The following is a 25,435-nucleotide window of genomic DNA, read 5'->3' on the forward strand; positions in this document are numbered from 1 at the left end:
CATGCGACCCGCAACCCCATGGTTAAAGTGCCGCCAGCACAGCGTCACCCGCTTGCTGGGTGCTTGCAGTACCGCCCAGATCAGCCGTCAGGATTTGGCCCGCATCAATGACGCTTTCAACTGCCGTGCGCAGCCTTTGACCATCGGCCGCAAGCGCCGCAATATCGTGCCGCAGCCCTAGCCATTCCAACATCATCGCACCGGACAAGATCATCGCCAAAGGGTTCGCCTTGCCCTGCCCTGCGATATCAGGTGCAGAACCATGACAGGGTTGGAATACAGCTTGATCCAGCCCGATGTCTGCCGAAGGTGCGACGCCCAAACCACCCATCAAGCCAGCGCCAAGGTCGGACAGGATATCGCCAAACATATTTTCGGTGACCATGACGTCAAAGTCCCATGGCTTTTGCACCATCCAAAGCGCTGTCGCATCCACATAGGCATGATCCGCGATCAAATCCGGAAATGCCTTGGCTTCTTCGTCGAAAATGCCGCGAAAATATGCAAATGCGCGAAACACATTGGCTTTGTCCACACAAGTCACGCGGCCTGGGCCGCGCCCTTGAGCCTTGCGATCTCTGGCCAATGCGAATGCAAAGCGGAACAGTTTCTCGCTGACTTCGCGCGTTATGCGCAGTGTCTCTTCGGCATAATCGTCCGTTACGGTGCCAGTCCCTTGGGTGTGAAACAACCCTTCGGTGCTTTCGCGGATTAACACGAAATCAATCTCGCGGCCTTGCGGGATTTTCAGTGGTGACAATGGCCCCGGCCCCACGCGCACAGGGCGTACTCCCGCAAATAAGTTGAATGCTTTGCGCAGGTCAATTTGCGGCGAAATTTCAGTTCCGTCGGCATAGCGCACGTCAGGCAGACCCATAGCGGATAGCAATATGGCATCAGCCGCACCAGCAGCATCTAACGAGGATTTGGGCAAGCTATCACCCGTCTTGGCATAGTGTGCGGCCCCCGCCGGATGTGCCGTAAATGTCAGGGTATAGTCCCCATTCGCCTCCGCGATTTTGCGCAAGATTGCCAATGTTGGCGCCATAATCTCTGGGCCAATACCATCACCTTCGAAGACAGCAATATCCAAGTTTCGTGTCATGTTACCCTCACCCGCCAAATCAATTCTTGACAACGTATACATTAATGTATGCATAAATCCAGTGTGAAATTGGGCGCGTAGTACCGCTAAGATCATTGCGCACCAAGCTTTGATCGGTCACGCTAAGCGCGGGAAAGCAGAGGTTCAGCTATGTATGCAGTCTGTGTGAAATTCGACCTCAAAGACGGGAAAACCGCCGGTTTTATGCCGCTGATGCGCGACAATGCGCAGGCGTCTTTGCGCACCGAAGAAGGTTGCTTGCAATTTGATGTGTTGTCTGACCCGTCCAAGCCGGACAGTGTTTTTCTATACGAGATTTATGCAGATCGCGCTGCGTTCGACTTTCATTTGGCGAGCGACCATTTCCAGAGCTTTGATGCGGCAACTGCGGATATGATTGCCGCCAAAGACATCCAAACATGGACCGAGGTTGCACAATGAACGCATGGGAAGTTCACGCCGTTAAATACGCAGATCGCAACGCCCGAACGCGCGCTGACAGCTTTCTGTTTGACGACAATCACGACGCACCACACGCGATGGATTACTTCATGTGGGTGCTGCGTCGCGGGGCCGAAGTTATCTTGGTGGACACGGGTTATGACGACGCAGAGGCGGCATCGCGCGACAGACCCATCCGCCTCAATCCGCACGAAGCACTCGCACCGCTCGGCCTGAAACCAGAAGATATCACGACGCTGATCGTCACCCATCTTCACTATGATCATGCAGGCGGGATGCATCTATTTCCCAATGCCACGCTTCATATGCAGGCGGCAGAAATGGCTTTTGCCACAGGGCCTTGTATGTGCCACGACGCGTTGCGGATGCCCTTCACGGCAGGCCATGTTTGCGAAGCCGTCAAGCGGCTCTATGCGGGCAAACTGGTATTCCATGATGGTGATGGTGAAATAGCAGAAGGCGTCACGGTGCACTGCATCGGTGGGCATTCGCGCGGTCTGCAATGCGTGCGCGTGCGGACGGCGGCGGGCTGGATGGTGTTGGCGTCAGATGCGGCGCATTACTATGAGAATTTCGAGGCACGCAAACCGTTTCCGATCGTGGTGGACTTGCAGAACATGCTTGATGGATACGACACGCTTTATCGGCTGGCATCGGCGCCTGACCTCATTATTCCGGGCCATGATCCACTTGTAACGCAGTATTTCCCCCAAGACATCGCACCACACATCACCCGATTGGATCAGGGGCGCAAAACATGAAAATTGGCGTGATCGCAGATGATTTCACGGGCGCATCCGACATTGCTCTGACACTTGCCGAAGGGGGCATGCGGACCGCGCAATTCGTCGGCATCCCAGAAGTATCCGTTGGTGTGGATGCAGGAATTGTCGCGCTTAAATCCCGCACAATCCCTGTTTCAGAGGCGATTTCCCAAAGCCTAGCTGCCTGTGATTGGCTCCTTGCCCAAGGCGCGGAGCAAATCATTTTCAAGGTATGTTCCACATTTGATAGCACCGATGCGGGCAATATTGGGCAGGTCGCCCAAGCGCTTGCCGAACATATGGGTACGACACATGTGATGGTTTGCCCCGCATTCCCCGCCAATGGGCGCAGCGTTTATATGGGGCATCTGTTTGTGGGTGATGTGTTGCTCAACGAAAGTGGTATGCAAGATCATCCACTGACGCCAATGAAAGACGCGGATTTAAGGCGTGTTTTAGGGCGGCAAACGACTTGGCCCGTTGGACATATTGACCGCGCGACAGTCGCTAAAGGGGCGGCCGACATCCTGTCCGCCTTGCCGACAGGCAACGCCATGATGATCGTCGATGCGATCACAGAAGATGATTTACACACCATCGGGGCGGCGGCAAAAGGCCAGAAACTACTGACAGGTGGGTCAGGCATCGCACTTGGCTTGCCTGCAAATTTCGGGGCCACACCCGCGACACCTGCTTGGGTTGGGATCACAGGGCCGGGGGTCGTGCTTTCGGGGTCATGCAGCCGCGCCACACGCGAGCAAGTTGCCAAATACAAAGCCACCACCCCGTCACGCGAAATCACTGCTGAGGCCGTCATGGTAGGCGACATAAACGCCGATGAATTGGCCGATTGGGTGATGGCCCAAAACACACCGCCGTTGGTTTATTCTTCGGCCGATCCCGCAATCGTGGCCAAGGCACAGACTGATTTCGGCGCTGGCGTAATCGCAGAAATGATTGAAAGCCTCTTTGCCGACCTAGCTGAAAAACTCGCCCAGCGCGGCGTGAAACGGATGGTTGTCGCGGGGGGTGAAACCTCTGGGGCTGTCGTGACCGGATTGCGTGCGCAAACGCTGTTGATCGGACCAAAGCTGGCCAATGGCGTGCCAGCTTTGCGGCATGGCGACATGGCGCTTGCGTTAAAATCCGGCAACTTTGGCGGGCCGGACTTCTTCACAACCGCCCTATGCGACATGGAACGCACTACATGAGTGAAGAAACCAAAGCCCGCGAGGATATCACCCGCTTTGCCAAATCGATCTTTGACCGTGGACTGACGTGTGGTTCATCCGGCAATATCTCGATGCGCCTGTCTGATGATACGCTTTTGGTCACGCCCACAGGCAGTTCGATGGGGTTTTTAGACCCTGCGCAGATCAGTCGGTTGGATGCGACAGGTCAGCTGTTATCAGGTGATGCGCCGACCAAAGAAGTCGCACTTCACACAGCTTTCTATGACACGCGCGCCGCAACAGGTGCCGTTGTGCATCTGCATCCGACCCACTCGGTCGCTTTGTCGATGCTGCCCGACGTTGACCCTGACAATGTGCTGCCACCGCTTACGCCCTATACGATCATGCGGTTGGGCAAGGTGAAACTACTGCCCTTTTTCATGCCCGGTGATCCGGCAATGGGCGAAGCTGTGCGCGGGCTTGCAGGCAAACGCAGTGCTGTTCTTTTGGCCAATCACGGCCCTGTCGTAGCGGGCAAAACACTCGACGCTGCAGTCTATGCGATGGAAGAGTTGGAAGAGACCGCAAAACTTGCCATTCTGACACGTAGCCTTGATGCAATCGGGTTGTCTGACGCCCAAGTTTCCCAGGTCGTCAGACGGTTCAATGTGGACTACGACTGACTAGCCTTCGTCAGGCAGTGTAAATTCCACACGGCGGTTTTGCGCGCGGCCTTCGGGATTGTCTGCACCGTCGTCGGTCAGGTTCGGGGCGATTGGATCGACTTCGCCCACACCACGTGCGGTTACGACGTCAGCGGCAAGGTCAGTGTTCGCCACAAGCCAATCACGGACAGCATCAGCGCGACGTTGACCAAGGGCTACGTTAAACGCTTCATCACCGATTGCGTCCGTATGTCCGGTGATTTCAATCGATGCTACACCGTCCAGCTTGTCTGCAACGCCGCGCAGCGTATCCAAGGCGGAGGCTTGCAATGATGCATCGCCAAAACCGAACAGAACGTCCGACAGCATTACCATCGCATCAACTTCGCCAGCTTCGTTGGTTGTGACTCCAAGGTTCGGGTCCGAAGCGGCGATATCCTCGAGGCTTGGTGCATCATCAGCCATCGCATCGTCTGTCATTGCATCATCAGCCATCGCATCGTCTGTCATTGCGTCGTCAGTCATCGCATCGTCTGTCATTGCGTCGTCGGTCATCGCATCGTCGGCCATCGCATCGTCTGCGATCTCTTCCATGACTTCTTCTGACATTGCCTCGGCGTTGGTCGTGTCTTCTTGGGCAATGGCCGGACCAGCGGTCGCTGCCATCAGGCACAAAAGGGTAAGGAACGGTGTGCGCATTTGGGGGTTCTCCGTGAAAAATTCTGCGTTGCATCCCTGCTATGTCAATGCGCCCTGCAAGGTAAAATAAACACTCATCATATCGGCGTCATGGATTGTTGCAGTCCAACTTGGGGTATTGCGCCACGCAAGATGCGCAAGATCGCAAACAAAGCTTTTGGCCCCATCGACAGGCCCGATCAGACTGCGTAAACCTGATCTATGATAGCGCCCCAATCACAACCAGAATTGCGCCCCCTCGGGATAGACGGTGTCTTGGTACGCTTTGCGCGCACCCTAACAGAAGCTGCCAACGCCCGCGCAATAGGGTTTTGCGAGCGTATAAAGGTCGCAGAGATAACGGGCGTGACCGAAGTTGCATCTTCGTTGGTGTCGGTACGGGTCGGATTTGATCCCCAATTGACGAACCGGACCACAATCGAAGATGCAATCGAACGGCTACTGACATCAGAGCAAGCAGCTGACAACGAACCCAAACGCTTGTGGCGCATTCCGGCGGCGTTTGGGCCAGACTTCGCCCCCCAACTACACGAAGTCGCGACCCTCGTTGGACTTACCCCCGCACAAGCGATCGCAGAAATCGAAGCCACAACCGTGCGCGTCATCGCGATTGGATTTGCGCCCGGCCAGCCTTATCTCGGCATGTTGCCCCCGGCGTGGGATGTGCCCCGCCAATCCACATTGACAGACAGCCTGCCGCGCGGCGCATTAATTTGTGCTGTGCGCCAATTGATTGTCTGGGCCGCCGATGCGCCGACAGGCTGGCGGCACATCGGACAGACCGCCTTTCGCGTGTACTTGCCAGACGCACCGACGCCATTTGCATTTGAGCCCGGGGATGCCGTGCAATTCAGCGCTGTTTCAGACAGTGAATTTCGCGACATCCAAGCCAATACCGACACCAATGGCGGCGCGACTTGCGAGGTGCTGCGGTAATGGCGGAACTTAGCATCATCAGCGCAGGGAATGGCCTGACCGTACAAGACCTTGGGCGGCCTGGATGGAAGGCTCAAGGTCTTTCAACTGGCGGTGCAGCTGACCCGCTCGCTTTACTTGAGGCAGCATCGCTATTAGGCATCGCGCCGACACAGGCTGTCATTGAGATGATGGGCTTTGGTGGGCGGTTTTCGGTGAGCGAAGGCACGCGGTTTGCGTTAACTGGTGCCGCGATGGAGGCCGATGTCGATGGCGTCCGGATCTTACCGAACACCACATCATTTTTGCCCGCAGGTGCAACACTGACCATAGGTGCGGCAAAAGCAGGCGTTTATGGCTACGTCGCGTTTGCGGGTGGGGTCACAACGCCAAAGATCATGGATAGCCGCGCCGCCCATCTGACCGCCGGGATAGGCAAACGCTTGCAGGCCGGCGACACACTTCCCCTTGGTGCTGACCCTGACCGCATGCGCGCACCACAAAGACTGCGCGCCGAGGATCGCTTTGGCGGTGGCGTGGTCCGGATTATGCCAGGTCCCCAAACGGATTTCTTTGATCAAAACGCGCGAGACGCATTTACTGGAACAACATTTCACCGCAGCCCCCGTGGTAACAGGCAAGGTATCCGGCTGGATCAAACTGGCGCAGAATTTGGTGCCAAAGATGGTCTTAACCACGTCTCTGACCTGATCGTTCTCGGTGATATTCAGATCACGGGTGCGGGCGTGCCGTATGTCCTGCTTGCGGAATGCCAGACAATTGGCGGCTACCCACGCATCGGCAGTGTGATACCCGCAGACCTGCCCAAGATCGCCCAAGCCGCCCCCGGAACACCGCTTCAGTTCCAGTTCTTGACGCTGGAAGAAGCGGACGCGACGACCCAATCCCAAGCTGCAAAACTGCGTCAGCTAACGCAGTTGTGCCAGCCAATGGTGCGTGATCCGCATGACATCGCAGATTTGCTACGCTACCAATTGATCAGCGGTGCAACCCGCGGCGACGATCTGGAAGGGTCTTGATATGACGCGCAAGGTTGATCTGAATGCGGACATGGGCGAAGGATTTGGCCCTTGGCGGATGGGTGATGATGCAGCCTTGTTGGACATCGTCTCATCGGCCAATGTCGCTTGTGGTTTTCACGCAGGCGATCCGAATGTGATGCATGATACTATGCGTTTGGCTGTTGAGAATGGCGTGGGCATTGGTGCCCATCCGGGGTTTGCCGATCTGAAAGGTTTTGGGCGGCGTAAACTGCCACTGCCGCATAATGAGATCGCCAATGATGTGGCCTACCAGTTGGGTGCGGCGCAGGCTGTAGCTTCCCGTGTTGGTGGCAAGATCAGGCATTTGAAACTGCATGGTGCTTTGTCCAACATGGCCTCGGTTGATCATACACTTGCGCGGGCCTGCTATCAGGCCGCCCTTGATGTGGACCCAAACATCGTGATCATGGTTCTTGCCGCGACCGCAATGGAAGAAGTGGTGCGCGAACTTGGCTGCAATTGGGCGGGCGAAATTTTCGCAGATCGCGCTTACAATGACGATGCGACGCTCGTAGATCGGGCCTTGCCCAATGCCGTCCTGCACGATGCCGAAATAGCAGCCCCGCGCATCCTGAAAATGTTAGAGGCTGGCGCGATCATCGCCGAAAGCGGCAAGCATATCCCTTGCCAGATCGACACGATTTGCTTGCACGGTGACACACCGGGGGCTGTCGCCATGGCGCGCGGTATGCGCGACCACCTGACCAACGCGGGCATTACGATTACACCGCTTTAAGGATTAGACATGGAACTCAACGCTGACTTCACGCAACGCGTCCTATTGCATTCACAAGATATCCCGTGGAAGGCATCGCCCATGGCTGGCGTTGACCGTCGCATGCTGGACCGTATCGGGGACGAGGTCGCGCGCGCCACATCTATTGTCCGCTATGCACCGGGTAGCCAGTTTTCCGCCCATACACATACCGGCGGCGAAGAATTCATCGTGCTGGACAGCGTATTCCAAGACGAGCATGGCGACTATCCAGCGGGCACATACGTCCGCAACCCGCCCACAACATCACACACCCCCGGGGCCGCCGAAGGATGCGTGATATTCGTCAAGCTTTGGCAATTCGACGCCGATGACCGCAATCAATTTAGATCAGAAATGGATGCTGATCTGGTGGCTGGCGGTTCAGGCATGCATGTAAACATTCTGCATAAAGATGCGCGTGAAACGGTCCGCTTTGTCGCCTTGGACGCGGGCAGCACGCTGACCGAAACCCCGCTTGGCGGCGCAGAGCTTTTGATGATCTCTGGCAGTACCACAGAAAACGGCGATGACTTGACTGAAGGGTCGTGGCTTCGTTTGCCCCAAGATATGCAGCTAAAGGTCACTGCAGGAGCCCAAGGTGCTAAATTCTGGATCAAAACAGGGCATCTACCCTTTGCCGCCGCACCATTAGCCTGAATTTCCAAAGATGATGCGCTAAGCGCGAAAGCCTTCGGGGATTGCATCGTGGCCGTCTAAAATGAAATCGGCCATGACTTCGCCCACCTTCGGGGCCATGCCAAACCCGATCTTGAAGCCACCGTTCGCGATATATTCGCCTGTGCGGATCGGGTGCAGCCCCAAGACAGGTGCGCGGCTTTTGCTGCGCGGACGCACACCGGCCCAACGTTCGACCACCTCTGCACCAGACAGAACCGGAAAGGCCGCATATGCCCGCGCAAGCACATCGTCCAGTGCAGCGTCGGTTTGAAATGGCGCATCAAATTCACGCTCTGACGTCGACCCGACAGCAACCGTTCCGTCACCGTGCGGGATGATGTGTAGGGCATCAGCGAATAACTGTGGCTGTCCAATTGCATCATAGCGCAACAGGGCCGCCTGCCCTTTGACGCCGTTGCCCCCGATCTCTTTCATGCCTGCCCAGCCTGTAGCCCATACGATTTTACCGACCGTGGCACCTTCGCGAACCACTTCACCACCAAGTGCCACAACCGCATCCGCAAGCGCGCGGGTTGCACGGCGCGGATGGATCAGCCCAGACAAAGTATCTTGAACAACAAGGCCGGATGGTGAAGGCGGCATCCAAGTGGAACCTCCGGCAGCCTCGACCGTCCACACCGCTTTGCCTTGCCACAGATTTTGCGCAGAAAGCGCGCGCGCACGTGCCAATTCAACAGCGCGGTCGTCCACCAACGGCTGCAAACGGCCAGAGCGGAAATAGCCTACATCTGCCCCTGCCAATTCGCTAACTTTGCGCCAGAACGCGTCGGCCATGATCAGACTATCGAATTGAAACGCTTTTTTGTCGTTCCAGTTTTCAGGCACATGCGGGGCCAAAGCGCCGATCAGCCCGCCGCTAGAACCTGAAGCGATACCATGCGGATCGATCACGCGCACGGACGCCCCGCGCACGGCGCACGCAAAGGCCACAGACAGGCCAAAGACGCCTGCACCCATTACTGTGACATCTATCGTTGCCATTCCGCGTCCTTCCGACCAAAGATGGGTCAGGCTTAAGGCACAGACCCATGACAAACCAGACAGCAAAACTCGACTGGCGCGACGGCGTGCCGATCGCGACCGCCTTTGATGATCCCTATTATTCGTTGGACAATGGTTTGGCCGAAACACGCCATGTGTTTTTGGGCGGTAACGGCCTGCCTGCCCGGTTTGGCGGTGACTTCCATATTGCAGAGCTTGGCTTTGGCACTGGATTGAATTTCTTGGTAACTTGGGCTGCATGGGAAAACGCAGGGCGTCCCGGCCAACTGCAATTTACGTCCTTTGAGGCCTACCCGATGGCACCTGACGACATGCAACAAGCGCTGACGCATTTTCCGCAACTCGAAGTATATGCGCAAAAGCTGCTGTCGATGTGGCATCCTGACCAAGGTCCAACACGGCTTGATGACGGTCCCGTCTTGCATGTCGTCACCGGCGACGCGCGACAAACCCTGCCTGCTTGGGAAAACCAAGCTGACGCGTGGTATCTGGACGGCTTTTCTCCCGCCAAGAACCCGCAAATGTGGGAACCTGCTTTGCTATTGGCCGTTGGCACACACACAAAATCCGGTGGGACCGCCGCGACCTACAGTGCAGCTGGTCATATTAGACGCGGCCTGCAAGACGCTGGTTTCGAAGTTACCCGCACCACCGGATATGGTCGCAAGCGACACATGACCTGCGCAAGGATGCCTGATGCAGAATAACCAACGCCTTGGCATTATGCTGATGATTGCGACAACCTTTGTGTTTGCGATCCAAGACGGCATTTCGCGACATCTGGCTGGAAACTACAACGTCATCATGATTGTGATGATCCGCTATTGGTTCTTTGCGGCCTTTGTCATCACCATTGCTACGCGGCAGTCAGGATCAATTCGGGTAGCAGCAGCCACGAAACAACCTATCCTGCAAATCACACGCGGCACGCTGCTCGCGTTAGAAATCTGCATCATGGTTAGCGCGTTTGTACTGCTCGGACTTGTCGAAAGCCATGCGGTTTTCGCCTGTTATCCCCTGCTGATCGCGGCCCTTTCAGGTCCGGTTTTGGGCGAACAAGTCGGCTGGCGCAGATGGGCTGCGATTGGCATTGGCTTCATCGGTGTGTTGGTCATCCTTCAGCCAGGCTATGCGGTCTTTGCGCCTGCCGCAGTTGTGCCTCTTATCGCGGCATTGATGTTCGCACTTTACGGTTTGCTGACCCGCTATGCGGCGCGCAAAGACACAACTGCGACATCGTTCTTTTGGACAGGGACATCCGGTGCCGTTGTTATGACAATCGCGGGCGTCTGGTTTTGGGAGCCAATGACCGCCGTCGATTGGTGGTGGATGGCGGTCCTTTGCGTGACCGGCGCGGGCGGGCATTGGTTGCTTATCAAAACATATGAAGTGGCCGAGGCCAGTTCTGTTCAGCCTTTCGCATACCTGCAACTGGTCTTTGCCAGCGCAATCGGCATTTTCCTGCTGGGCGAAACACTGCGCCCTAACGTGGCGTTGGGCGCAGCTATCGTTGTCGCGGCAGGGTTATTTACGTTGTGGCGCGCAAAGAAAGCGGCCTAGGGCCGCGCGACTGGGCGTGTGACCTGTGACGCAGGACTGGGTCGCGGCGCTGGTCTTGCCAGCGGGCGGAGCAGCGGTTTTGATCCCAGCAATAGCTCTGTGAAACGTACAGGGCCTGCAACACCTGACAGGCGTGCCTCGTAGATGGGGATGCTTTCGGTTACGCGCATCACGTAGTTGCGGGTTTCACGAAAAGGTATGTGTTCGATCCAATCCACAACATCCATTTCCAACAACCGCGGATCGCCGCGTTCGTCTATCCAGCGTTTCGGGCGGCTTGGCCCTGCGTTATATCCGGCAGCTATCATCACAGGTGTCGGCCCGAATTCTTCGGTCAAATAAGCCAGATAGGCTGCGCCTATGGTCGCGTTATACTCCCAATCACTGGTCAGGCGTGGCTTTGAATATGGCAGGCCCAGATCGCCAGCGACTTCCTCGGCAGTGGCGGGCATTACCTGCATCAAGCCAAGCGCGCCCAAAGGGCTGCCGATCCCGATGTTGAACTCGCTTTCGCGGCGCGCAATCGATAAGGCCAAAGACGCATCAACTGGTAGGTCCATCTGCGCAAGATCATGTAGCGGAAAATAGATCGTCGGGATCACGATTCCGCGTGTCACTGCTGTTTTGGCCAAAAGAAGTGTATAATATTCCTCGTCTATCTCGCTGAGGTATTGCCCCAATGCGGCTAGACTGTCTTCAGCAAGGGTCTGGCCAAGTTGCGCAAAGAAAGTCACCGCTGCGCCCCGCTCTCCACCCGCAAGCAACATCAAAGCCGCGCGCGTCAAGTCATCGTCAAACACGGCTGCCCCCTGCCAAGCAATCGTCGCGCCTTCCAGTGCAGGGTCAAGCGGGCGACCCAGCTTTTCTGATGCCAGCAATCCATAAAAACTCGTTTGATGGTCCGCCGCAGCACCATAGGCAGTGGCAGCCAGATCAATCTCGCCTTTCACGGCATAGGTGCGGCCAATCCAGTATTGCATCCGTCCAACGGAAATCGGACTGCCAGAGACCCGCAGTGCATTCTCAAAATGCCCCAAGGCTTGCGTCGGATCGCCCAAATAGGTCAGCGACAAATACCCAGCCAACCATTCAAGATCAGCGTAAGATTCGCCGTCGGTCAGATAGTGGCGGGATGCCAATTCATAGGCCTGTTCGGCGCGGCCTTCGCGCATTTCCCAACGTGCCAGCACGCGGCGCCAGCCCGACCAACGAAACGGTTCTCCTAGTGCGGCGGAACTGGTGGAGCGGTCCAACAAAAGCGCAACGGCATCTGTCCGCTCGCCGCGCCCAGCAAGCCAAGAATAGCGGTCATATGCAAGACCCGCGTCTTGGCTTAAATCGGCAGGAACTGCTGCAATCCGCAAAAGCAAGTCGCTCGCGCGTGACAGATACCCAAGGCGGGCATTTACCAATGCGCGCGGTCCTTCGGGCAGCAAAGGCAGCATGCGTTCGGCATCCGTCCGGCGCGAACGCCACAACAATTCATCGGTACGCGCAACATGATATCGCGCTAGCTGATCACCAAATTCGGCGATCATCGCGTCATGGCCCTCTTGGGTCAGGCGCAGATTGATCCACGCCTCGCGCAATACGGCATCAGCCGTGTCCCCTTGGCCAGCGGCAGTCAGGGCCTTGGCCAAAATCACGGCGCCTTCGCCTGTTTGCGGTGGATTATCGGTGAACCATGCGATGATCATTGCTGGGTCGTCACTTGCGACGATCGCCAACTCTGATGCTGCGCGCAAATTATCCAGACCGGGCCAAGTGGGGTTCTCTGTCACAAATGCTTGATATTCGGCGAATGTTGCATCACCGGCCCGCAACCGCAGCCAAGTAAGGACATCAGCAGTTAAAGGGTCCCCGCCTGCGGCAATCGCATAAGCGTCGGTCCAATCGATGTCCGCTGCCACAATCGCCGCAACGCTTTGAGGGGCCACTGACTGCGCGCGCAATGGCAATGCGGCCAGCGCTAGCGCGATCGAAATCATAATAATTCGCATGAAGGCCACCCAACTGTTCGGATCAATATACAAGGTAACGGCGGTCGGGCCGAAAACAACTCACAAACGCGGGAACCGGCGGAAACTTGTGCACCCAAGCTGCAACGAAGGGCTTGTAGGATTTGCGTTCTGCGCCTAGGGTCCGCGCGATTTTGACGTCGGCTGATCAGCCACCAACAAGAAGGAAGCGTGCCATGTTTAAGGGATCACTCCCCGCCCTCGTCACGCCGTTTGCGAACGGCCAAGTTGACGTGGACGCGCTGAAAAAACTTGTGAATTGGCATGTTGATCAAGGCAGTCATGGGCTTGTTCCCGTTGGTACTACAGGCGAAAGCCCGACTTTGACCCATGCAGAACACGACATGGTTGTTGAAATCGTGGTGACCGAGGCCGCAGGCCGTATTCCGGTAATCGCTGGTGCGGGATCAAACAACACCGCTGAAACGGTGCGTTTGGTGCAAGCAGCCAAGGCGGCTGGCGCTGATGCGGCACTGGTCGTCACGCCTTATTATAACAAGCCTACGCAAGCAGGCCTGATCGCGCATTTCACAGCTGCGGCTGACTGTGGTCTGCCTATTATCATCTACAACATCCCACCACGTTCGGTTGTTGATATGTCCCCAGATACGATGGCGACACTGGCCAAGCATGACATGATCGTGGGTGTCAAAGATGCCACCGCTGATCTGTCGCGGGTGCCTGCAACGCGCATGCGGTGTGGTGCGGATTTCATCCAGCTTTCCGGCGAAGATGCGACCGCGTTGGGTTTCAACGCGCATGGTGGGGTAGGCTGTATCTCGGTCACCGCGAATATCGCGCCAAAGCTGATTGCCCAATTCCAAGAGACCACCTTGGCAGGTGACTATGCCACTGCTTTGACGCTACTTGATCGTTTGATGCCGCTGCACGAAGCGGTCTTTACCGAGCCGGGTCTTGTCGGCGCAAAATACGGCATGTCATTGCTGGGCATGTGCCGCGAAGACGTGCGTCTGCCACTGGTCGGTTTGACCGATGGCACAAAAGAGAAAATCCGTGCGGCTATGGTACACGCCGGTTTGTTGAACTGACGTATGGTGGATTTCAATCCACCTTACCTGACCCATCCGTCATCGTAACTTACCGCGCTGCAACCCCCAAAGGCTGCGGCGCGTTCCAATTCAGCCTGTAGCGCTTTCAGCCGACCTACACCCATTTTGACCCCACTTTCCGGCCAAAATGCACGCACGACCAATGCCCCATCTGTGCGCCGCATATCGATGCGGCCAATCATGTGATCGCCCTCGATCACGGGGAAAACATAGTAACCGTACTTGCGTTTTGGCTCGGGCACGAAAATCTCTATTCGGTAGTTGAAACCAAACAGTCGCTCTGCCCTTTTACGGTCGCGCAGTGCCGGATCAAATGGCGACAGCACTCTGATACGCGGCGCAGGAGCGGCCACATTCACGTCCATGATATCAGGTCGTGCAAACGAACGGCGCAGTGCTCCATCAACACCTTCGATATCAACTTCAATGATTTGACCGTCGGACAAGGCTGCCGCACACCAATCCTTTGCTTCGGCTGATGTGACATGGTCCCAAAACGCGGCCAGTTCACGGCTTGTCGCAAACCCGAGACGGTCCATTGCGCCGTTGCAGCACCAATCAATTGTTTCTTGCGGGTGATGCCGACGGTTAAGGTGTTCAGGCGGAATAACCCGCTCTGTCAGATCATAAACCTTGGTGAACCCATCACGGCGCAGGACCGACAGTTGGCCGGACCGCCACAAGAACTCCAATGCCGTCTTTGAGGGATGCCAGTCCCACCAACCACTCGATCCGCGACTTTCGCCCTCGCCAACCTGCCCCGAAGTGCAAGCCCCATGATCTGAAATTCGCTTCAGAACCTCGTCGATTTTGGCATGAAGATCACCACGCCGCGCGTCTTTCCAATGCGATGCAAGCCGCGTCGCGTCGCGGTCAAACCGCAAACGCCAATGGGCAAAACTATTCATCGGGATGATCGCTGCATCGTGGGTCCAATGTTCGAAAACCTGCCTGTCGCGGTGCAAAAGGTGCTGCAAAGCATCGGGGCGGTATTGTTGCTTGCGTGACCATAAAATCAAATCGTGTGCGCGGGCGAATGTGTTCACACTGTCAAGTTGGACAAATCCAAGCTCGTCCAAAACGCCCTTCAGGTCGGCACCCTTACCAGTTCCTGACGGGCGACAAGACAGGCGATGCTTTTCCAAAAAGAGATGCCGTGCTTTGGCGTTACTCAGAACAGGGACACTCATGTATCGGCGTCCATCAATGCAATCTGCTGCAATCGCACCTGCCGGAGGCCCTCGACCAACATGGCCGTTACAAATCCGATATTCAGCAGGCCGTTGATTGCCGCCATCCCGCCTAATAAGCGCCATTCGATTGGCAATAAGATGTCGCCAAACCCCAGCGTGGTGAACGCCACCAGCGCAAAATAGACCGCCGTTTCCACCGTCTGGAAAATCCCGAGGGCGATCATCGTCAGTGCCCATGCCCATACGCCAATGGCCATCTGCAACAGGATGCCCACAGCCGACACACACATGACCAGCATCAATTTGGGCCTATGTGGCGGCACAATCAGCCAAGGTCGCAGTCGCATAAGCCAATATTCCATGATCCAAAAAACGCTGCCCGCGACAACAATCGAAAACACCAAAAGCGCGGAACCCAACATAATCTGAATAAGCACTGCATTTCTCCTCGCTTCTTGCGTTGTGCGCACCTTGTACCACAGCGCCCCTTCGCATATCTCAACCTGACTATGGCCAAGAACCCTGAAAACAAAAACTACAAAGTTGTCTCTGAAAACCGCCGCGCGCGGTATGATTACGCTATTGAGGACGATCTTGAGGTCGGGATCATCCTGACTGGTTCAGAAGTGAAATCTTTGCGCGTCGGTCAATCCAATATTGCAGACAGCTATGCCAGCGTCGATGACGGTGAGCTTTGGCTGACCAACGCCTACATTGCGCCCTATGACCGCGCAATGTTTGGCCACGAAGAACGCCGCAAGCGCAAGCTTTTGGTCAAGAACCGTGAACTTGCCCGGCTGTGGAATGCGACCAAACGCGACGGAATGACCCTTGTCCCGCTGGTGATGTATTTCAACGACCGCGGGTTGGTGAAACTCAAGATCGCGACGGCCAAAGGCAAAAAGAACCACGACAAACGCGCAACCGAGGCCAAGCGCGACTGGGGTCGCCAGCAGCAGCGCTTGCTGCGCCACGGGGATTAACACCCGCTTTTTCCCCTTTCCGACAAAGTTCTAAACCACGACATTCGATTTGTTGAATTGATGCAGTGATCACTTGCATCGGCTTCTCTGGTGGTGCGCAGCTATAGGCCCGGCTGACGCAGTTGTTAATAATGGGTCTGAATTGAAGGGACAATAATATGGAACAACTGATTATTCAGCTGATCTCTGGTGCGGTTGGCGGCAATGTCGCTGGTGGCGTGATGAAGAACCTGTCGTTGGGTACATTGGGCAACTCGATTGCTGGTATCGTTGGTGGCGGTGTTGGTGGCCAAATTCTAGCTGCAGTCATGGGTGGCGGCGCAGCTGCTGGCGGTCTGGATATCGCAAGCATCATAACGCAGGTTGCAGGCGGTGGTATCGGTGGCGCTGGTGCATTGGCGATCGTTGGCATGATCAAGAACATGATGGCCAAGTAAACCAACCATTGAGTTCCACGCCGACGCCCGTGCGAGAACGTGGACGTCGGCGTTTCCATCAAAGCGTTTGCGCAGCGGTTTCCCTTGTCATAGCACGCCGCGCGAGTTACCCGTGACGCGATAACTGGGAACCGGAGTGCGCAATGTCCGCATCAACACCTGATGATCCAAAAACGCTTGTCAGCACCGATTGGCTGGCGGCTAACCTCAAAGACCCCGATCTACGTATCTTTGATGCGACGTGGTTTTTGCCCGACATGGCGCGCGACGCCAAAGCTGAATATGCGGCAGCTCACATACCGGGTGCGCGCTATTTTGATATTGATGACATCAGCGATGCGCGCTCTGAACTGCCCCATATGGCCCCTCCTGTTGAGAAATTCATGTCCCGCATGCGTGCGATGGGCGTCGGCGACGGGCATCAAGTCGTGGCCTACGATGGCGCTGGCCTATTTTCGGCGGCAAGGGTCTGGTGGCTGTTCCGGTTGATGGGTCAAAAGAATATCGCTGTCCTCGACGGTGGTTTGCCAAAATGGCTAGCCGAGGGGCGTCCCACCACTGCCAGCCTTCCGGTCATTCGTGACCGCCACATGACCGTCAAATACCAAGCCCAACGGGTGCGCGATGTCACCGACGTCGCACGTGCCGCCAAACTGGGCGATCACAACGTCATTGACGCCCGCGCCCCCGCCCGTTTTCGCGGCGAAGCGGCGGAACCGCGTCCAGGCATGCGTTCCGGCCACATCCCCGGCTCGGTCAACGTGTTTTATAAAGATCTGCTAGCTGCAAACGGTACGATGAAGTCACCCGCTGCCCTGCGCACCATATTCGAGACAGCAGGCGTCGACCTGCAAAAGCCAGCCATTACAACCTGCGGATCAGGCGTCACTGCCGCGATCCTATCCCTTGCCCTTGAGCGGATCGGCAAAACCGATCACTCGCTTTATGATGGCTCATGGTCCGAATGGGGCATGTACGCCGACCTTCCAATTGCCACCGGAGCCTAAGACATGCTTGAGAATCTATCCGCCCAACCCGCCGACAAAATACTCACACTCATTACCAAGTTCAAAGCGGACCCGCGCACGGACAAGGTTGATCTTGGCGTCGGCGTCTACAAAGACGCGACAGGCAACACCCCCGTCATGCGCGCCGTCAAAGAAGCAGAGCGCCGGATTTTGGCCGACCAGTCCACCAAAGCCTACACTGGCCTTGCGGGTGATCCTGCCTTCAGCGCGGTGATGAAGGATCTCGTGCTAGGCGACAGCGTTCCAAATGAACGCGTCGCGGCGGTTGCCACCCCCGGCGGCACCGGTGCCATTCGCCAAGCGCTGGAATTGATCAAGCTGGCAACCCCGAAAGCCACCGTTTGGCTATCCAACCCCACATGGCCGAACCACCCGTCAATCATCCGGTATCTTGGCATGAAAATGGCCGAATATCGCTATTTTGACAATGAAACACGTGGTGTGGATTTCGCTGGCCTGATGGCTGACTTGGAAAACGTGGCTGAGGGCGATGTCATTCTTTTGCACGGCTGCTGCCACAACCCGACCGGCGCAAACCTGACATATAGCCAGATGGAACAGGTCATCAGCCTGATGCAACAAAAGCGCGCGGTGCCTTTCGTGGATATCGCCTACCAAGGCTTTGGCGACGGTCTAGCCGATGACGCCAAGACCACACGACAGATTGCCAGCAGTTTTGAAAACTGCCTGATTGCGGCAAGCTGTTCCAAAAACTTTGGAATTTACCGCGAGCGGACAGGCATTCTTATGGCCGTGGCCAAGGACACCGACCAACAGGCGCTCGCGCAGCAAAACCTCGCGTTCCTGAACCGTCAGAACTATTCCTTTCCGCCGGATCACGGTGCACGCGTTGTTACGACAATCCTGCAAGACCCAGCATTACGCGCCGATTGGGAAGCCGAGCTCGAAGAAACCCGCAACGGCATGCTTGCCCTGCGACAGCAACTGGCAGACGAGTTGAAGCGGCTGACCAATAGTGACCGTTTCGGCTTTCTAGCCCATCACCGCGGCATGTTCAGCCTGCTTGGTACAACACCCGAAATGGTCGAAAAGCTGCGGGTAGACAACGGCATCTACATGGTCGGTGACAGCCGCATGAACATTGCGGGCCTGAACGCGCAAACAGTACCCATCTTGGCCAAAGCGATTGTCGAAGCAGGCATCTAGGCCCACCGCGTCACGTTGATGTTGCGCCGCGGCATTGTAAAATGCTGCGGTTGCAAATTTTGCCTTGTGACAGGGCGCGCAATAATATACCCGTTTTACCAATCAAGACGCAATTTTACTTCGCCAAGGATCCGCTGATGTCATTCCGTTTGCAACCCACGCCACCTGCCCGCCCAAACCGCTGCCAGCTTTTCGGTCCGGGCTCGAACACCAAGCTGTTCGCGAAGATGGCAGCAAGTGCGGCAGACGTCATCAACCTTGACCTCGAAGACAGCGTATCACCCTCTGACAAAGACAGCGCGCGCGCCAACGTGATAAAAGCAATCAACGAGGTTGATTGGAACACCAAATACCTTTCCGTGCGCATTAACGGATTGGACACGCCTTACTGGTACAAAGACGTTGTCGACCTGATGGAACAGGCAGGCGACCGTATTGACCAGATCATGATCCCCAAGGTCGGCTGTGCAGCAGATGTTTATGCCGTCGACGCGCTTGTTACTGCAATCGAAACCGCCAAAGGCCGCAAAAAACGCATCAGTTTTGAAGTTATCATCGAATCTGCAGCTGGCATCGCCCATGTCGAAGAAATCGCAGCAAGTTCGCCACGCATGGCCGCGATGAGCCTTGGTGCTGCTGATTTCGCAGCCTCTATGGGGATGCAGACAACTGGCATCGGCGGTACGCAAGAAAACTACTACATGCTGCACGGCGACACGCGGCACTATTCCGATCCTTGGCATTGGGCACAAACCGCAATTGTTGCTGCTTGCCGGACGCATGGTGTTTTGCCTGTTGATGGACCTTTCGGTGATTTCAGCGATGACGAAGGCTACCGCGCACAGGCGAAACGCTCTGCCGCGCTTGGCATGGTCGGCAAGTGGGCAATCCATCCCAAGCAAATCGCGCTCGCCAACGAGGTGTTCACACCATCCGAAGAAGCTGTCGCTGAGGCGCGTGAAATCCTTGCCGCGATGGAAGCCGCTAAAGCACGCGGCGAAGGTGCAACGGTCTTCAAGGGTCGATTGGTCGATATCGCCTCAATCAAACAAGCCGAGGTCATCGTGCGCCAGTCAGAGATGATCGCAAGCTAAGGACGCATCGCCTGCCGCCTGTTGCTATTGACGAAACCCAACGCCATATAGGGACGTGTTGACGCAAAAGGCCGCAGTTCATGACCCAATACCTCGACTTTGAAAAACCGCTCGCTGAAATCGAAGGCAAAGCTGAAGAGCTGCGCGCGATGGCTCGTGAAAATCCTGAAATGGATGTGTCCAAAGAAGCGAAAGCACTGGATAAAAAAGCCAATGACCTGCTGACATCGCTTTATGCGGGACTGACCCCTTGGCGTAAATGCCAAGTAGCGCGTCATCCGCAGCGGCCGCATTGCAAAGACTACATCGAGGCTTTGTTTACCGAATATACCCCGCTGGCCGGCGACCGGAACTTTGCCGATGACCATGCAGTCATGGGCGGCATTGCCCGACTTGAAGGCACCCCCGTTATGGTGATCGGCCACGAAAAAGGCGACGATACGAAATCCCGGATTGAACGTAATTTTGGCATGGCCCGCCCCGAAGGATACCGCAAGGCGATCCGCCTGATGGAGCTTGCTAACCGCTTTGGCCTACCTGTCATCACGCTTGTCGACACCCCCGGTGCCTACCCCGGCAAGGGCGCCGAAGAGCGCGGCCAATCTGAAGCAATCGCCCGTTCGACAGAAAAGTGCCTCGAATTGAAAGTGCCGCTGATCAGCGTTGTGATCGGCGAAGGTGGATCAGGTGGTGCTGTTGCATTCGCTTCGGCCAACCGCGTGGCGATGTTGCAGCATTCTGTCTATTCCGTCATCAGCCCCGAGGGTTGCGCCTCAATCCTTTGGAAAGACGCAGAAAAGATGCGCGAATCTGCCGAAGCTCTGCGTCTGACTTCTAAGGACCTGCTAGAGCTGGGCGTCTGCGACAAGATCATTCCAGAACCGCGCGGCGGTGCGCACCGCAACCGCGACGCTGCAATCAAATCGGTCGGCGAAGCTTTGGTGAGCATGCTCAGTGAATTGCGTGATCTGTCCGGAGACAAACTACGCCAGGACCGTCGGAGCAAGTATCTTGCTCTCGGCTCAAAAGGACTCGCGGCCTAAACTTGCGAGTTCTGCAAGGGCATTGGCAGCTGTTTCTGCTGACAACGTTTGTGTTTGCTCTGTGGCAGACACCTGCGGTCGTCCCGCTCAAAATTCTGATCGTGTTCTTCCACGAGGCGTCCCATGCCATCGCCACCTTTGTAACTGGCGGCGAAGTCGTCAGCCTGTCTGTTTCCCCTAACCAAGGCGGGCTGGTCGTCAGCCGCGGCGGCAGCCGTTTCTGGACATTGACCGCAGGCTATCTTGGGTCGTTATTAATCGGGGTCAGCCTTTTGATCGGGGCGACGCGCAGTAGGGCAGATCGAAAAATCATGGCCGTTTGTGGCGTGATGATGTTGGTGATTGCAGGGCTATATGTACGTGAAATTTTTGCGTTGGTATTTGTAATCGGCACCGGCATCGCAATGCTACTAAGCGCGCGTTTCTTGGGACATAACGTCAATGATCTGATGCTGCGCGTGATCGGCCTGACGAGCATGATATACGTGCCCTACGATATTTTCAGCGATACAATTGCGCGCTCACATCTGCCTTCTGATGCACGGATGCTGGCGCAAGAATTTGGCGGCACGCCACAAGTCTGGGGCGTTCTTTGGATCGCAATCAGCCTGATTGTGATCGGCTTTTGCATGCGGTCAGTCCTTGGCCGCAGCAGCAACCTGAAACTGCGCTAGCTACCACATCGTTTTGGCAGCACGCGCGCCCCAATCGGCGTCATATTTTTCCGCATCAAAGCCTGCTTCCTGCTCAGCCAGCATATCGCCAACGCTTGGCAGATCGACGCTTATGTCAGAGGCGTCCCAAATTCCTGCACGCATCAAAGCGCGCGCGCATTGGCTGTAAACCTCGGCGATTTTAATAACAACGACGCTGCGCGGCTGTCGGTCATTTTGATCGAAACGGGCAAGTAAATCGGGCGCGAGTGATACAACTGCTTGCCCGTTCACGCGCACAACATTGTTTGAGCCGGGAACAAAAAACATCAGGCTGATCCGCCCGTCCGCCACGATATTGCGCAGCGTGTCCATCCGGTTGTTCCCGCGCCAATCAGGCAAAAGCAACGTCTTGGCGTCAAGGTCTTGCACAACAGTGCCGTCATCCCCGCGCGGACTGCCGTCGGTGCCATCTGGCCCAACCGTTGACACAACGCAAAGACGCGATGCCATAATCCATTTGCGGCAAAGCGGCGTCAGTTGCGTTGCCACCTTAATCATCGAGGCCTTGCCAGGTTTGCCGTAAATCGCCTCTAGCTGCCCCACATCAGTGATTTGGTGGTCAGCCATCAAAACCCGCCTCTTTGTTCAAGCGGTCAGAGGCCGTCTCAATGTCATTTTCGATGCGGGCCATGAAATCAGCGACCGCAAGCCCGGGTTCAATCCGTGGTAGAAATTCAAACACTGCCGTGCCTTGCTTGCGGTAAATGCCGCGTTTGGGCCAAAATACTCCGACATTGGTGGCGACTGGCACAACAGGCTGACCCAGTTCACGGTAAAGCGCGCCCGTTCCAACTTTGTAGGGTGCCTTGACCCCCGGTGCGATACGCGTGCCCTGCGGATAAATGATAAGCTGACCGGGCGTTGCACGGCCGGCCTGCACATCAGCCAACATCTTTTTAATCGCTTGCCCACGCTTACCGCGATCAACCGGAATGCAACCGATCCGCAAACCAAACTGCCCAACAACAGGCGCGTATTTCAAGATCGACTTGAAAATGAACTTACCACGCGGGATCGAACCAAAGATGATCAGAACATCCAAGAATGATTGATGCTTTGGGGCGACCATGACTTCGTCCGTGGGCGGAGTGCCGCGAACTTCTGTTTTCAGCCCGATCATCCAAGACGCGGACCACTTAATATAGCGGCAATATGCGTGGCATCCTGCCAGTGCCCCATTGGCCGAAATAATCGCAGCCGGCGTATAAAGGATGCCAACGACCAATAAGGCCACATACATCTGCGCGTTAAATATCAGCGAGCGAACCCATTGAATTGCATAGCTCATGTTTGTTCCCTTAGCCTACGAAATGCGGCGGCGCGTGTGGCGAAAAAGGCTGTCACAGCCGACAGTATGGGGATCATCACCAACAATAGCCACTCTGCCCCCACAAACCCGACACCAATTAGAATACTGTCACCGCTGCCGCCTTGTGGCATCAATACCGTCGCGCCTATACCGACGACCACACCAACCAAAGCCCCTAGACCGGCGCGCGATGTATAGCGCCGCACGAATGCGCGAGCTATATACGTGTCGCGCGCGCCCACAAGGCGCAGAACACGGATCACTTGTGCATTGGCGGACAAAGACGCTTGCGCCGCCAAAGTAATCATCGCGGCGATTGTAGCTCCGATCAAGATAATCACTGACCAACTGATAAGACGCACACGGCTTGCGGCCTCCAAAAGCGGCGCGCGCCAACTTGTGTGATCATCAAGGACGGCCCCCGGTACTTGCGCAGACAATCGCGCGCGCAGGCCGTCAGCGTCATAGTCGTCACCGCCTGTTATAATCTCAATCAATTGCGGGATTGGTAAGCTCTCGAGCGGTAAATCAGGGCCGAACCACGGTTCAAGCAATGCTTGTTGCTCTGTTTCCGACAAAGCGCGAACCGAGGTCACACCAGGCGTTGTCTCAAGCACGTCGAGTGCGGAAAGAAGCAAAGCATCCGACGTCTGCGGGTCAACCGGCAACCGCAAGGTTGCGGATTGGGCAAGCTCTTGCGCCCAAGCTTCGGCAACGCGACCTGTCGTTAACGAAATAGCTAACGTAATCACCGCAAGAAATGCCATCACGGCAGCCACGAAGACAGTCAAGCGTGCTGTCATACCAGTAGGCGGCACAGCGCGGTCAGCCTGCGGATCGCCCAAAATCAGTTCAAGCAGCGCCTTCATAGGTCGGCCCCCGCTTGCAATAACTGCCCATCGCGCAAACGCAAAACCCGCGCACTGACGTCGGTTTTCATAGCGCGGATCATATGCAGATCATGCGTCGCGATCAGAATTGTTTTGCCCATCTTGTTCAACTCGGCCAACAGCCGCATCAACCGCTGTGACATTTCCCAATCGACGTTGCCGGTTGGTTCATCTGCGATAATGACATCCGGCGACATAATCACTGCGCGCGCCAAGGCTGCGCGTTGCCTTTCGCCGCCCGACAACTCCGGAGGGAGCTGATTTGCCTGTGCGCCAAGCCCAACCCAATTTAGCAGTTCCTGCAAATTCTGCGCCGCTTCGCCGCCACGATCAGAGACCGTCAATGGCAAAGCAATGTTTTCCGCAATCGTCAGGTGATCAAGAAATTCACAATTCTGGTGAACAACGCCAATGCGCCGGCGCGCTAGTGCGACTGCATCGCGATCAAGCGTAGCAGCATCTTGCCCAAACAACCGGACTTTGCCGCTCCGTGCGCGCAAATCTGCGTAGCAAAGACGCAAAAGCGTCGTCTTACCGGCCCCCGAAGGTCCCGTCAGAAAATGGAACGATCCAGCCGTCAGGTTCAAAGATAACTGCGAAAACAACGCCGTACCGCCAAATCCATAGGACACTTTGTCGAGTTCAATCACGGCATTTCCTTTGCGACATGCTGCACTTCTGCCCAAATCTGCAACAGGTTTCAATCTCTTGAGAGGCAAGGCAACGCAAATCCTTTGCGTTTAGCGCTGGCATCGCTAAATTGAATCCGGCAAGACTAACAACTGACCCGAGACGGGACAGAAGGAATAATGATGCGGCTTATTTGTCCAAAGTGTAACGCGCAGTACAACGTGGCCGACAATGCGATTCCGCAAGGCGGACGTGATGTGCAGTGCTCAAGCTGTGGGAACACATGGTTCCAGACCGAAAAGCCCAAAGAGCTGAGCCGCGAAGTTTCGCGCATTCTGTCGACCCCATTGCCGTCCGTCGTAAAGACAAAATCACGCGATGTATCCGGCTACGACATGCCCCAAAGCGGCAGAGGTCAATCTCAGGGCCCAAAGCATGAACCTGTTGGTGACGGCCCACGGCACCGCCCAGTCGACCCCGGTGTTGCAAATATTCTGCGCGAAGAAGCCAAGCGCACACAGGGTGTCAGCGACTATTCTGCGGGCGCTCCAGCTGCGAAGCGTGAAAGTAGCCTTGCAGATGTGGCAGAAACCCGCAAACGCATTGCGCAATTGACCGCCACTGCGGATGATTTGTCTGCCGGAAATAGTGGCACAGCAGGTGCACCAAACCCGCGTGCAGTGCCTGACATCAATGAAATCAACGCCGCTTTGCGCACCCGATCCGAGGCCAAGGATGGGTCGGGTTTAACTGAACTTGAAAAACACGAGGCTATACGCAGGCGCGGCTTCCGGCGCGGTTTCTTTATCGTCTTAATTTTGATTGCGCTTATTTTGTTGCCGTATGTATTTGCTGATGACATCACGCAAAACGTGCCAGAACTGCGCGGTTACATGGCGACTTATGTCGCAATCATTGACCAGCTTCGCTTGTCACTTGATGCAATTTTTCAGTCGGTATCTGCGGGCATTGCAAACCTGACTGGCTAAGCCG

At 56.0% G+C, this 25,435-nt stretch carries 29 protein-coding genes; 19 read left to right on the forward strand and 10 right to left on the reverse strand.

The window, feature by feature from the left end:
* Nucleotides 1-22 precede the first annotated feature (22 nt).
* Nucleotides 23-1,105, reverse strand: a complete 1,083-nt coding sequence (locus tag QZ197_RS00005) for an isocitrate/isopropylmalate family dehydrogenase (protein WP_296429153.1) — start codon at nt 1,103-1,105, stop codon at nt 23-25.
* 150 nt (nt 1,106-1,255) lie between these two features.
* Between QZ197_RS00005 and QZ197_RS00010 the strand changes: the two genes are divergently transcribed.
* Genes QZ197_RS00010 through otnC form a run of 4 tightly spaced genes read left to right on the forward strand, consistent with a single transcriptional unit; the run spans nt 1,256 to nt 4,186 of the window.
* On the forward strand, nt 1,256-1,546 hold the full coding sequence (locus QZ197_RS00010; RefSeq protein WP_296429154.1) for a putative quinol monooxygenase: 291 nt from the start codon (nt 1,256-1,258) through the stop codon (nt 1,544-1,546).
* The gene (locus tag QZ197_RS00015) at nt 1,543-2,328 is read left to right on the forward strand and encodes an N-acyl homoserine lactonase family protein (protein WP_296429155.1); all 786 of its coding nucleotides are present in this window, start codon (nt 1,543-1,545) and stop codon (nt 2,326-2,328) included. Before QZ197_RS00010 ends, QZ197_RS00015 begins: the two co-directional genes overlap by 4 nt.
* Nucleotides 2,325-3,542 carry a 3-oxo-tetronate kinase gene (gene otnK, locus QZ197_RS00020; RefSeq protein ID WP_296429156.1) on the forward strand — a complete coding sequence of 406 codons (1,218 nt, stop codon included), beginning with the start codon at nt 2,325-2,327 and terminating at the stop codon, nt 3,540-3,542. The genes QZ197_RS00015 and otnK overlap by 4 nt, the downstream gene beginning before the upstream one ends.
* Nucleotides 3,539-4,186: a 3-oxo-tetronate 4-phosphate decarboxylase gene (otnC, locus tag QZ197_RS00025; protein WP_296429157.1), complete on the forward strand. Its 648-nt coding sequence runs from the start codon at nt 3,539-3,541 to the stop codon at nt 4,184-4,186. The genes otnK and otnC overlap by 4 nt, the downstream gene beginning before the upstream one ends.
* Here otnC and QZ197_RS00030 read toward each other — a convergent pair whose 3' ends face one another.
* A complete protein-coding gene (locus QZ197_RS00030; RefSeq protein ID WP_296429158.1) occupies nt 4,187-4,867 on the reverse strand; it encodes an OmpA family protein in 681 nt (226 codons plus the stop codon).
* A gap of 201 nt (nt 4,868-5,068) precedes the next feature.
* On the opposite strand from QZ197_RS00030, the gene QZ197_RS00035 reads away from it, so the two are divergent.
* Genes QZ197_RS00035 through QZ197_RS00050 form a run of 4 tightly spaced genes read left to right on the forward strand, consistent with a single transcriptional unit; the run spans nt 5,069 to nt 8,260 of the window.
* Nucleotides 5,069-5,803, forward strand: coding sequence for a carboxyltransferase domain-containing protein (locus QZ197_RS00035; protein WP_296429159.1), 735 nt, complete (start codon nt 5,069-5,071; stop codon nt 5,801-5,803).
* A complete protein-coding gene (locus QZ197_RS00040) occupies nt 5,803-6,822 on the forward strand; it encodes a biotin-dependent carboxyltransferase family protein (RefSeq protein WP_296429160.1) in 1,020 nt (339 codons plus the stop codon). Before QZ197_RS00035 ends, QZ197_RS00040 begins: the two co-directional genes overlap by 1 nt.
* Nucleotide 6,823: 1 nt before the next feature.
* Nucleotides 6,824-7,582 (forward strand): 5-oxoprolinase subunit PxpA, encoded by a 759-nt coding sequence (locus QZ197_RS00045; RefSeq protein WP_296429161.1) that lies wholly within the window; start codon nt 6,824-6,826, stop codon nt 7,580-7,582.
* 9 nt (nt 7,583-7,591) lie between these two features.
* A complete protein-coding gene (locus QZ197_RS00050) occupies nt 7,592-8,260 on the forward strand; it encodes a cupin domain-containing protein (RefSeq protein ID WP_296429162.1) in 669 nt (222 codons plus the stop codon).
* An 18-nt stretch (nt 8,261-8,278) separates the two neighbouring features.
* On the opposite strand, the gene QZ197_RS00055 is transcribed toward QZ197_RS00050, so the two are convergent.
* Nucleotides 8,279-9,283: an FAD-dependent oxidoreductase gene (locus tag QZ197_RS00055; protein WP_296429163.1), complete on the reverse strand. Its 1,005-nt coding sequence runs from the start codon at nt 9,281-9,283 to the stop codon at nt 8,279-8,281.
* 47 nt (nt 9,284-9,330) lie between these two features.
* Between QZ197_RS00055 and mnmD the strand changes: the two genes are divergently transcribed.
* Nucleotides 9,331-10,011: a tRNA (5-methylaminomethyl-2-thiouridine)(34)-methyltransferase MnmD gene (gene mnmD, locus QZ197_RS00060; protein ID WP_296429164.1), complete on the forward strand. Its 681-nt coding sequence runs from the start codon at nt 9,331-9,333 to the stop codon at nt 10,009-10,011.
* Nucleotides 10,001-10,864 carry a DMT family transporter gene (locus QZ197_RS00065; RefSeq protein ID WP_296429165.1) on the forward strand — a complete coding sequence of 288 codons (864 nt, stop codon included), beginning with the start codon at nt 10,001-10,003 and terminating at the stop codon, nt 10,862-10,864. Before mnmD ends, QZ197_RS00065 begins: the two co-directional genes overlap by 11 nt.
* On the opposite strand, the gene QZ197_RS00070 is transcribed toward QZ197_RS00065, so the two are convergent.
* Nucleotides 10,861-12,864 carry a lytic transglycosylase domain-containing protein gene (locus QZ197_RS00070; protein WP_296429166.1) on the reverse strand — a complete coding sequence of 668 codons (2,004 nt, stop codon included), beginning with the start codon at nt 12,862-12,864 and terminating at the stop codon, nt 10,861-10,863. The two genes, QZ197_RS00065 and QZ197_RS00070, sit on opposite strands and share 4 nt — an antisense overlap.
* Nucleotides 12,865-13,058: 194 nt before the next feature.
* On the opposite strand from QZ197_RS00070, the gene dapA reads away from it, so the two are divergent.
* The gene (gene dapA, locus QZ197_RS00075) at nt 13,059-13,931 is read left to right on the forward strand and encodes a 4-hydroxy-tetrahydrodipicolinate synthase (RefSeq protein WP_296429167.1); all 873 of its coding nucleotides are present in this window, start codon (nt 13,059-13,061) and stop codon (nt 13,929-13,931) included.
* A gap of 23 nt (nt 13,932-13,954) precedes the next feature.
* On the opposite strand, the gene QZ197_RS00080 is transcribed toward dapA, so the two are convergent.
* The gene (locus QZ197_RS00080) at nt 13,955-15,142 is read right to left on the reverse strand and encodes a crosslink repair DNA glycosylase YcaQ family protein (protein ID WP_296429168.1); all 1,188 of its coding nucleotides are present in this window, start codon (nt 15,140-15,142) and stop codon (nt 13,955-13,957) included.
* Complete coding sequence (locus QZ197_RS00085) at nt 15,139-15,582, reverse strand: ion channel (protein ID WP_296429169.1); 444 nt, start codon at nt 15,580-15,582, stop codon at nt 15,139-15,141. Before QZ197_RS00085 ends, QZ197_RS00080 begins: the two co-directional genes overlap by 4 nt.
* 72 nt (nt 15,583-15,654) lie before the next feature.
* Between QZ197_RS00085 and smpB the strand changes: the two genes are divergently transcribed.
* The 7 genes from smpB to QZ197_RS00120 all read left to right on the forward strand — a co-directional run bounded on the left by smpB (nt 15,655) and on the right by QZ197_RS00120 (nt 21,571).
* Nucleotides 15,655-16,128 carry an SsrA-binding protein SmpB gene (smpB, locus tag QZ197_RS00090; RefSeq protein ID WP_296429170.1) on the forward strand — a complete coding sequence of 158 codons (474 nt, stop codon included), beginning with the start codon at nt 15,655-15,657 and terminating at the stop codon, nt 16,126-16,128.
* A gap of 158 nt (nt 16,129-16,286) precedes the next feature.
* Nucleotides 16,287-16,565 (forward strand): hypothetical protein, encoded by a 279-nt coding sequence (locus QZ197_RS00095; protein ID WP_296429171.1) that lies wholly within the window; start codon nt 16,287-16,289, stop codon nt 16,563-16,565.
* Between the two features lie 143 nt (nt 16,566-16,708).
* On the forward strand, nt 16,709-17,572 hold the full coding sequence (gene sseA, locus QZ197_RS00100) for a 3-mercaptopyruvate sulfurtransferase (protein WP_296429172.1): 864 nt from the start codon (nt 16,709-16,711) through the stop codon (nt 17,570-17,572).
* 3 nt (nt 17,573-17,575) lie between these two features.
* Complete coding sequence (locus tag QZ197_RS00105; protein WP_296429173.1) at nt 17,576-18,760, forward strand: amino acid aminotransferase; 1,185 nt, start codon at nt 17,576-17,578, stop codon at nt 18,758-18,760.
* Between the two features lie 137 nt (nt 18,761-18,897).
* A complete protein-coding gene (locus QZ197_RS00110) occupies nt 18,898-19,854 on the forward strand; it encodes an L-malyl-CoA/beta-methylmalyl-CoA lyase (RefSeq protein WP_296429174.1) in 957 nt (318 codons plus the stop codon).
* Between the two features lie 80 nt (nt 19,855-19,934).
* Complete coding sequence (locus tag QZ197_RS00115) at nt 19,935-20,897, forward strand: acetyl-CoA carboxylase carboxyltransferase subunit alpha (RefSeq protein ID WP_296429175.1); 963 nt, start codon at nt 19,935-19,937, stop codon at nt 20,895-20,897.
* 2 nt (nt 20,898-20,899) lie between these two features.
* Complete coding sequence (locus tag QZ197_RS00120) at nt 20,900-21,571, forward strand: M50 family metallopeptidase (RefSeq protein WP_296429176.1); 672 nt, start codon at nt 20,900-20,902, stop codon at nt 21,569-21,571.
* Here the strand turns inward: QZ197_RS00120 and QZ197_RS00125 are convergent, their stop codons facing one another.
* From QZ197_RS00125 to QZ197_RS00140, 4 genes are read right to left on the reverse strand one after another with little or no spacing between them, the layout of a single operon-like run.
* Nucleotides 21,572-22,180 (reverse strand): pyridoxamine 5'-phosphate oxidase family protein, encoded by a 609-nt coding sequence (locus QZ197_RS00125; RefSeq protein WP_296429177.1) that lies wholly within the window; start codon nt 22,178-22,180, stop codon nt 21,572-21,574.
* Nucleotides 22,173-22,901, reverse strand: a complete 729-nt coding sequence (locus QZ197_RS00130) for a lysophospholipid acyltransferase family protein (RefSeq protein WP_296429178.1) — start codon at nt 22,899-22,901, stop codon at nt 22,173-22,175. Before QZ197_RS00130 ends, QZ197_RS00125 begins: the two co-directional genes overlap by 8 nt.
* Nucleotides 22,898-23,791 carry an FtsX-like permease family protein gene (locus QZ197_RS00135; protein WP_296429179.1) on the reverse strand — a complete coding sequence of 298 codons (894 nt, stop codon included), beginning with the start codon at nt 23,789-23,791 and terminating at the stop codon, nt 22,898-22,900. Before QZ197_RS00135 ends, QZ197_RS00130 begins: the two co-directional genes overlap by 4 nt.
* On the reverse strand, nt 23,788-24,462 hold the full coding sequence (locus QZ197_RS00140) for an ATP-binding cassette domain-containing protein (protein ID WP_296429180.1): 675 nt from the start codon (nt 24,460-24,462) through the stop codon (nt 23,788-23,790). Before QZ197_RS00140 ends, QZ197_RS00135 begins: the two co-directional genes overlap by 4 nt.
* Before the next feature lie 162 nt (nt 24,463-24,624).
* Between QZ197_RS00140 and QZ197_RS00145 the strand changes: the two genes are divergently transcribed.
* Entirely contained in the window at nt 24,625-25,431 is an 807-nt protein-coding gene (locus QZ197_RS00145; protein ID WP_296429181.1) for a zinc-ribbon domain-containing protein, read from the forward strand.
* Nucleotides 25,432-25,435 lie beyond the last annotated feature (4 nt).

The organism is Yoonia sp. (assembly GCF_017854415.1).
GTDB lineage: Bacteria > Pseudomonadota > Alphaproteobacteria > Rhodobacterales > Rhodobacteraceae > Yoonia.

Coding starts and splice junctions, on each gene's coding strand:
- QZ197_RS00005 (WP_296429153.1), bottom strand. CDS start 1,105: ATGACACGAAACTTGGATATTGCTGTCTTCGAAGGTGATGGTATTGGC.
- QZ197_RS00010 (WP_296429154.1), top strand. CDS start 1,256: ATGTATGCAGTCTGTGTGAAATTCGACCTCAAAGACGGGAAAACCGCC.
- QZ197_RS00015 (WP_296429155.1), top strand. CDS start 1,543: ATGAACGCATGGGAAGTTCACGCCGTTAAATACGCAGATCGCAACGCC.
- otnK (WP_296429156.1), top strand. CDS start 2,325: ATGAAAATTGGCGTGATCGCAGATGATTTCACGGGCGCATCCGACATT.
- otnC (WP_296429157.1), top strand. CDS start 3,539: ATGAGTGAAGAAACCAAAGCCCGCGAGGATATCACCCGCTTTGCCAAA.
- QZ197_RS00030 (WP_296429158.1), bottom strand. CDS start 4,867: ATGCGCACACCGTTCCTTACCCTTTTGTGCCTGATGGCAGCGACCGCT.
- QZ197_RS00035 (WP_296429159.1), top strand. CDS start 5,069: ATGATAGCGCCCCAATCACAACCAGAATTGCGCCCCCTCGGGATAGAC.
- QZ197_RS00040 (WP_296429160.1), top strand. CDS start 5,803: ATGGCGGAACTTAGCATCATCAGCGCAGGGAATGGCCTGACCGTACAA.
- QZ197_RS00045 (WP_296429161.1), top strand. CDS start 6,824: ATGACGCGCAAGGTTGATCTGAATGCGGACATGGGCGAAGGATTTGGC.
- QZ197_RS00050 (WP_296429162.1), top strand. CDS start 7,592: ATGGAACTCAACGCTGACTTCACGCAACGCGTCCTATTGCATTCACAA.
- QZ197_RS00055 (WP_296429163.1), bottom strand. CDS start 9,283: ATGGCAACGATAGATGTCACAGTAATGGGTGCAGGCGTCTTTGGCCTG.
- mnmD (WP_296429164.1), top strand. CDS start 9,331: ATGACAAACCAGACAGCAAAACTCGACTGGCGCGACGGCGTGCCGATC.
- QZ197_RS00065 (WP_296429165.1), top strand. CDS start 10,001: ATGCAGAATAACCAACGCCTTGGCATTATGCTGATGATTGCGACAACC.
- QZ197_RS00070 (WP_296429166.1), bottom strand. CDS start 12,864: ATGCGAATTATTATGATTTCGATCGCGCTAGCGCTGGCCGCATTGCCA.
- dapA (WP_296429167.1), top strand. CDS start 13,059: ATGTTTAAGGGATCACTCCCCGCCCTCGTCACGCCGTTTGCGAACGGC.
- QZ197_RS00080 (WP_296429168.1), bottom strand. CDS start 15,142: ATGAGTGTCCCTGTTCTGAGTAACGCCAAAGCACGGCATCTCTTTTTG.
- smpB (WP_296429170.1), top strand. CDS start 15,655: ATGGCCAAGAACCCTGAAAACAAAAACTACAAAGTTGTCTCTGAAAAC.
- QZ197_RS00095 (WP_296429171.1), top strand. CDS start 16,287: ATGGAACAACTGATTATTCAGCTGATCTCTGGTGCGGTTGGCGGCAAT.
- sseA (WP_296429172.1), top strand. CDS start 16,709: ATGTCCGCATCAACACCTGATGATCCAAAAACGCTTGTCAGCACCGAT.
- QZ197_RS00105 (WP_296429173.1), top strand. CDS start 17,576: ATGCTTGAGAATCTATCCGCCCAACCCGCCGACAAAATACTCACACTC.
- QZ197_RS00110 (WP_296429174.1), top strand. CDS start 18,898: ATGTCATTCCGTTTGCAACCCACGCCACCTGCCCGCCCAAACCGCTGC.
- QZ197_RS00115 (WP_296429175.1), top strand. CDS start 19,935: ATGACCCAATACCTCGACTTTGAAAAACCGCTCGCTGAAATCGAAGGC.
- QZ197_RS00125 (WP_296429177.1), bottom strand. CDS start 22,180: ATGGCTGACCACCAAATCACTGATGTGGGGCAGCTAGAGGCGATTTAC.
- QZ197_RS00130 (WP_296429178.1), bottom strand. CDS start 22,901: ATGAGCTATGCAATTCAATGGGTTCGCTCGCTGATATTTAACGCGCAG.
- QZ197_RS00135 (WP_296429179.1), bottom strand. CDS start 23,791: ATGAAGGCGCTGCTTGAACTGATTTTGGGCGATCCGCAGGCTGACCGC.
- QZ197_RS00145 (WP_296429181.1), top strand. CDS start 24,625: ATGCGGCTTATTTGTCCAAAGTGTAACGCGCAGTACAACGTGGCCGAC.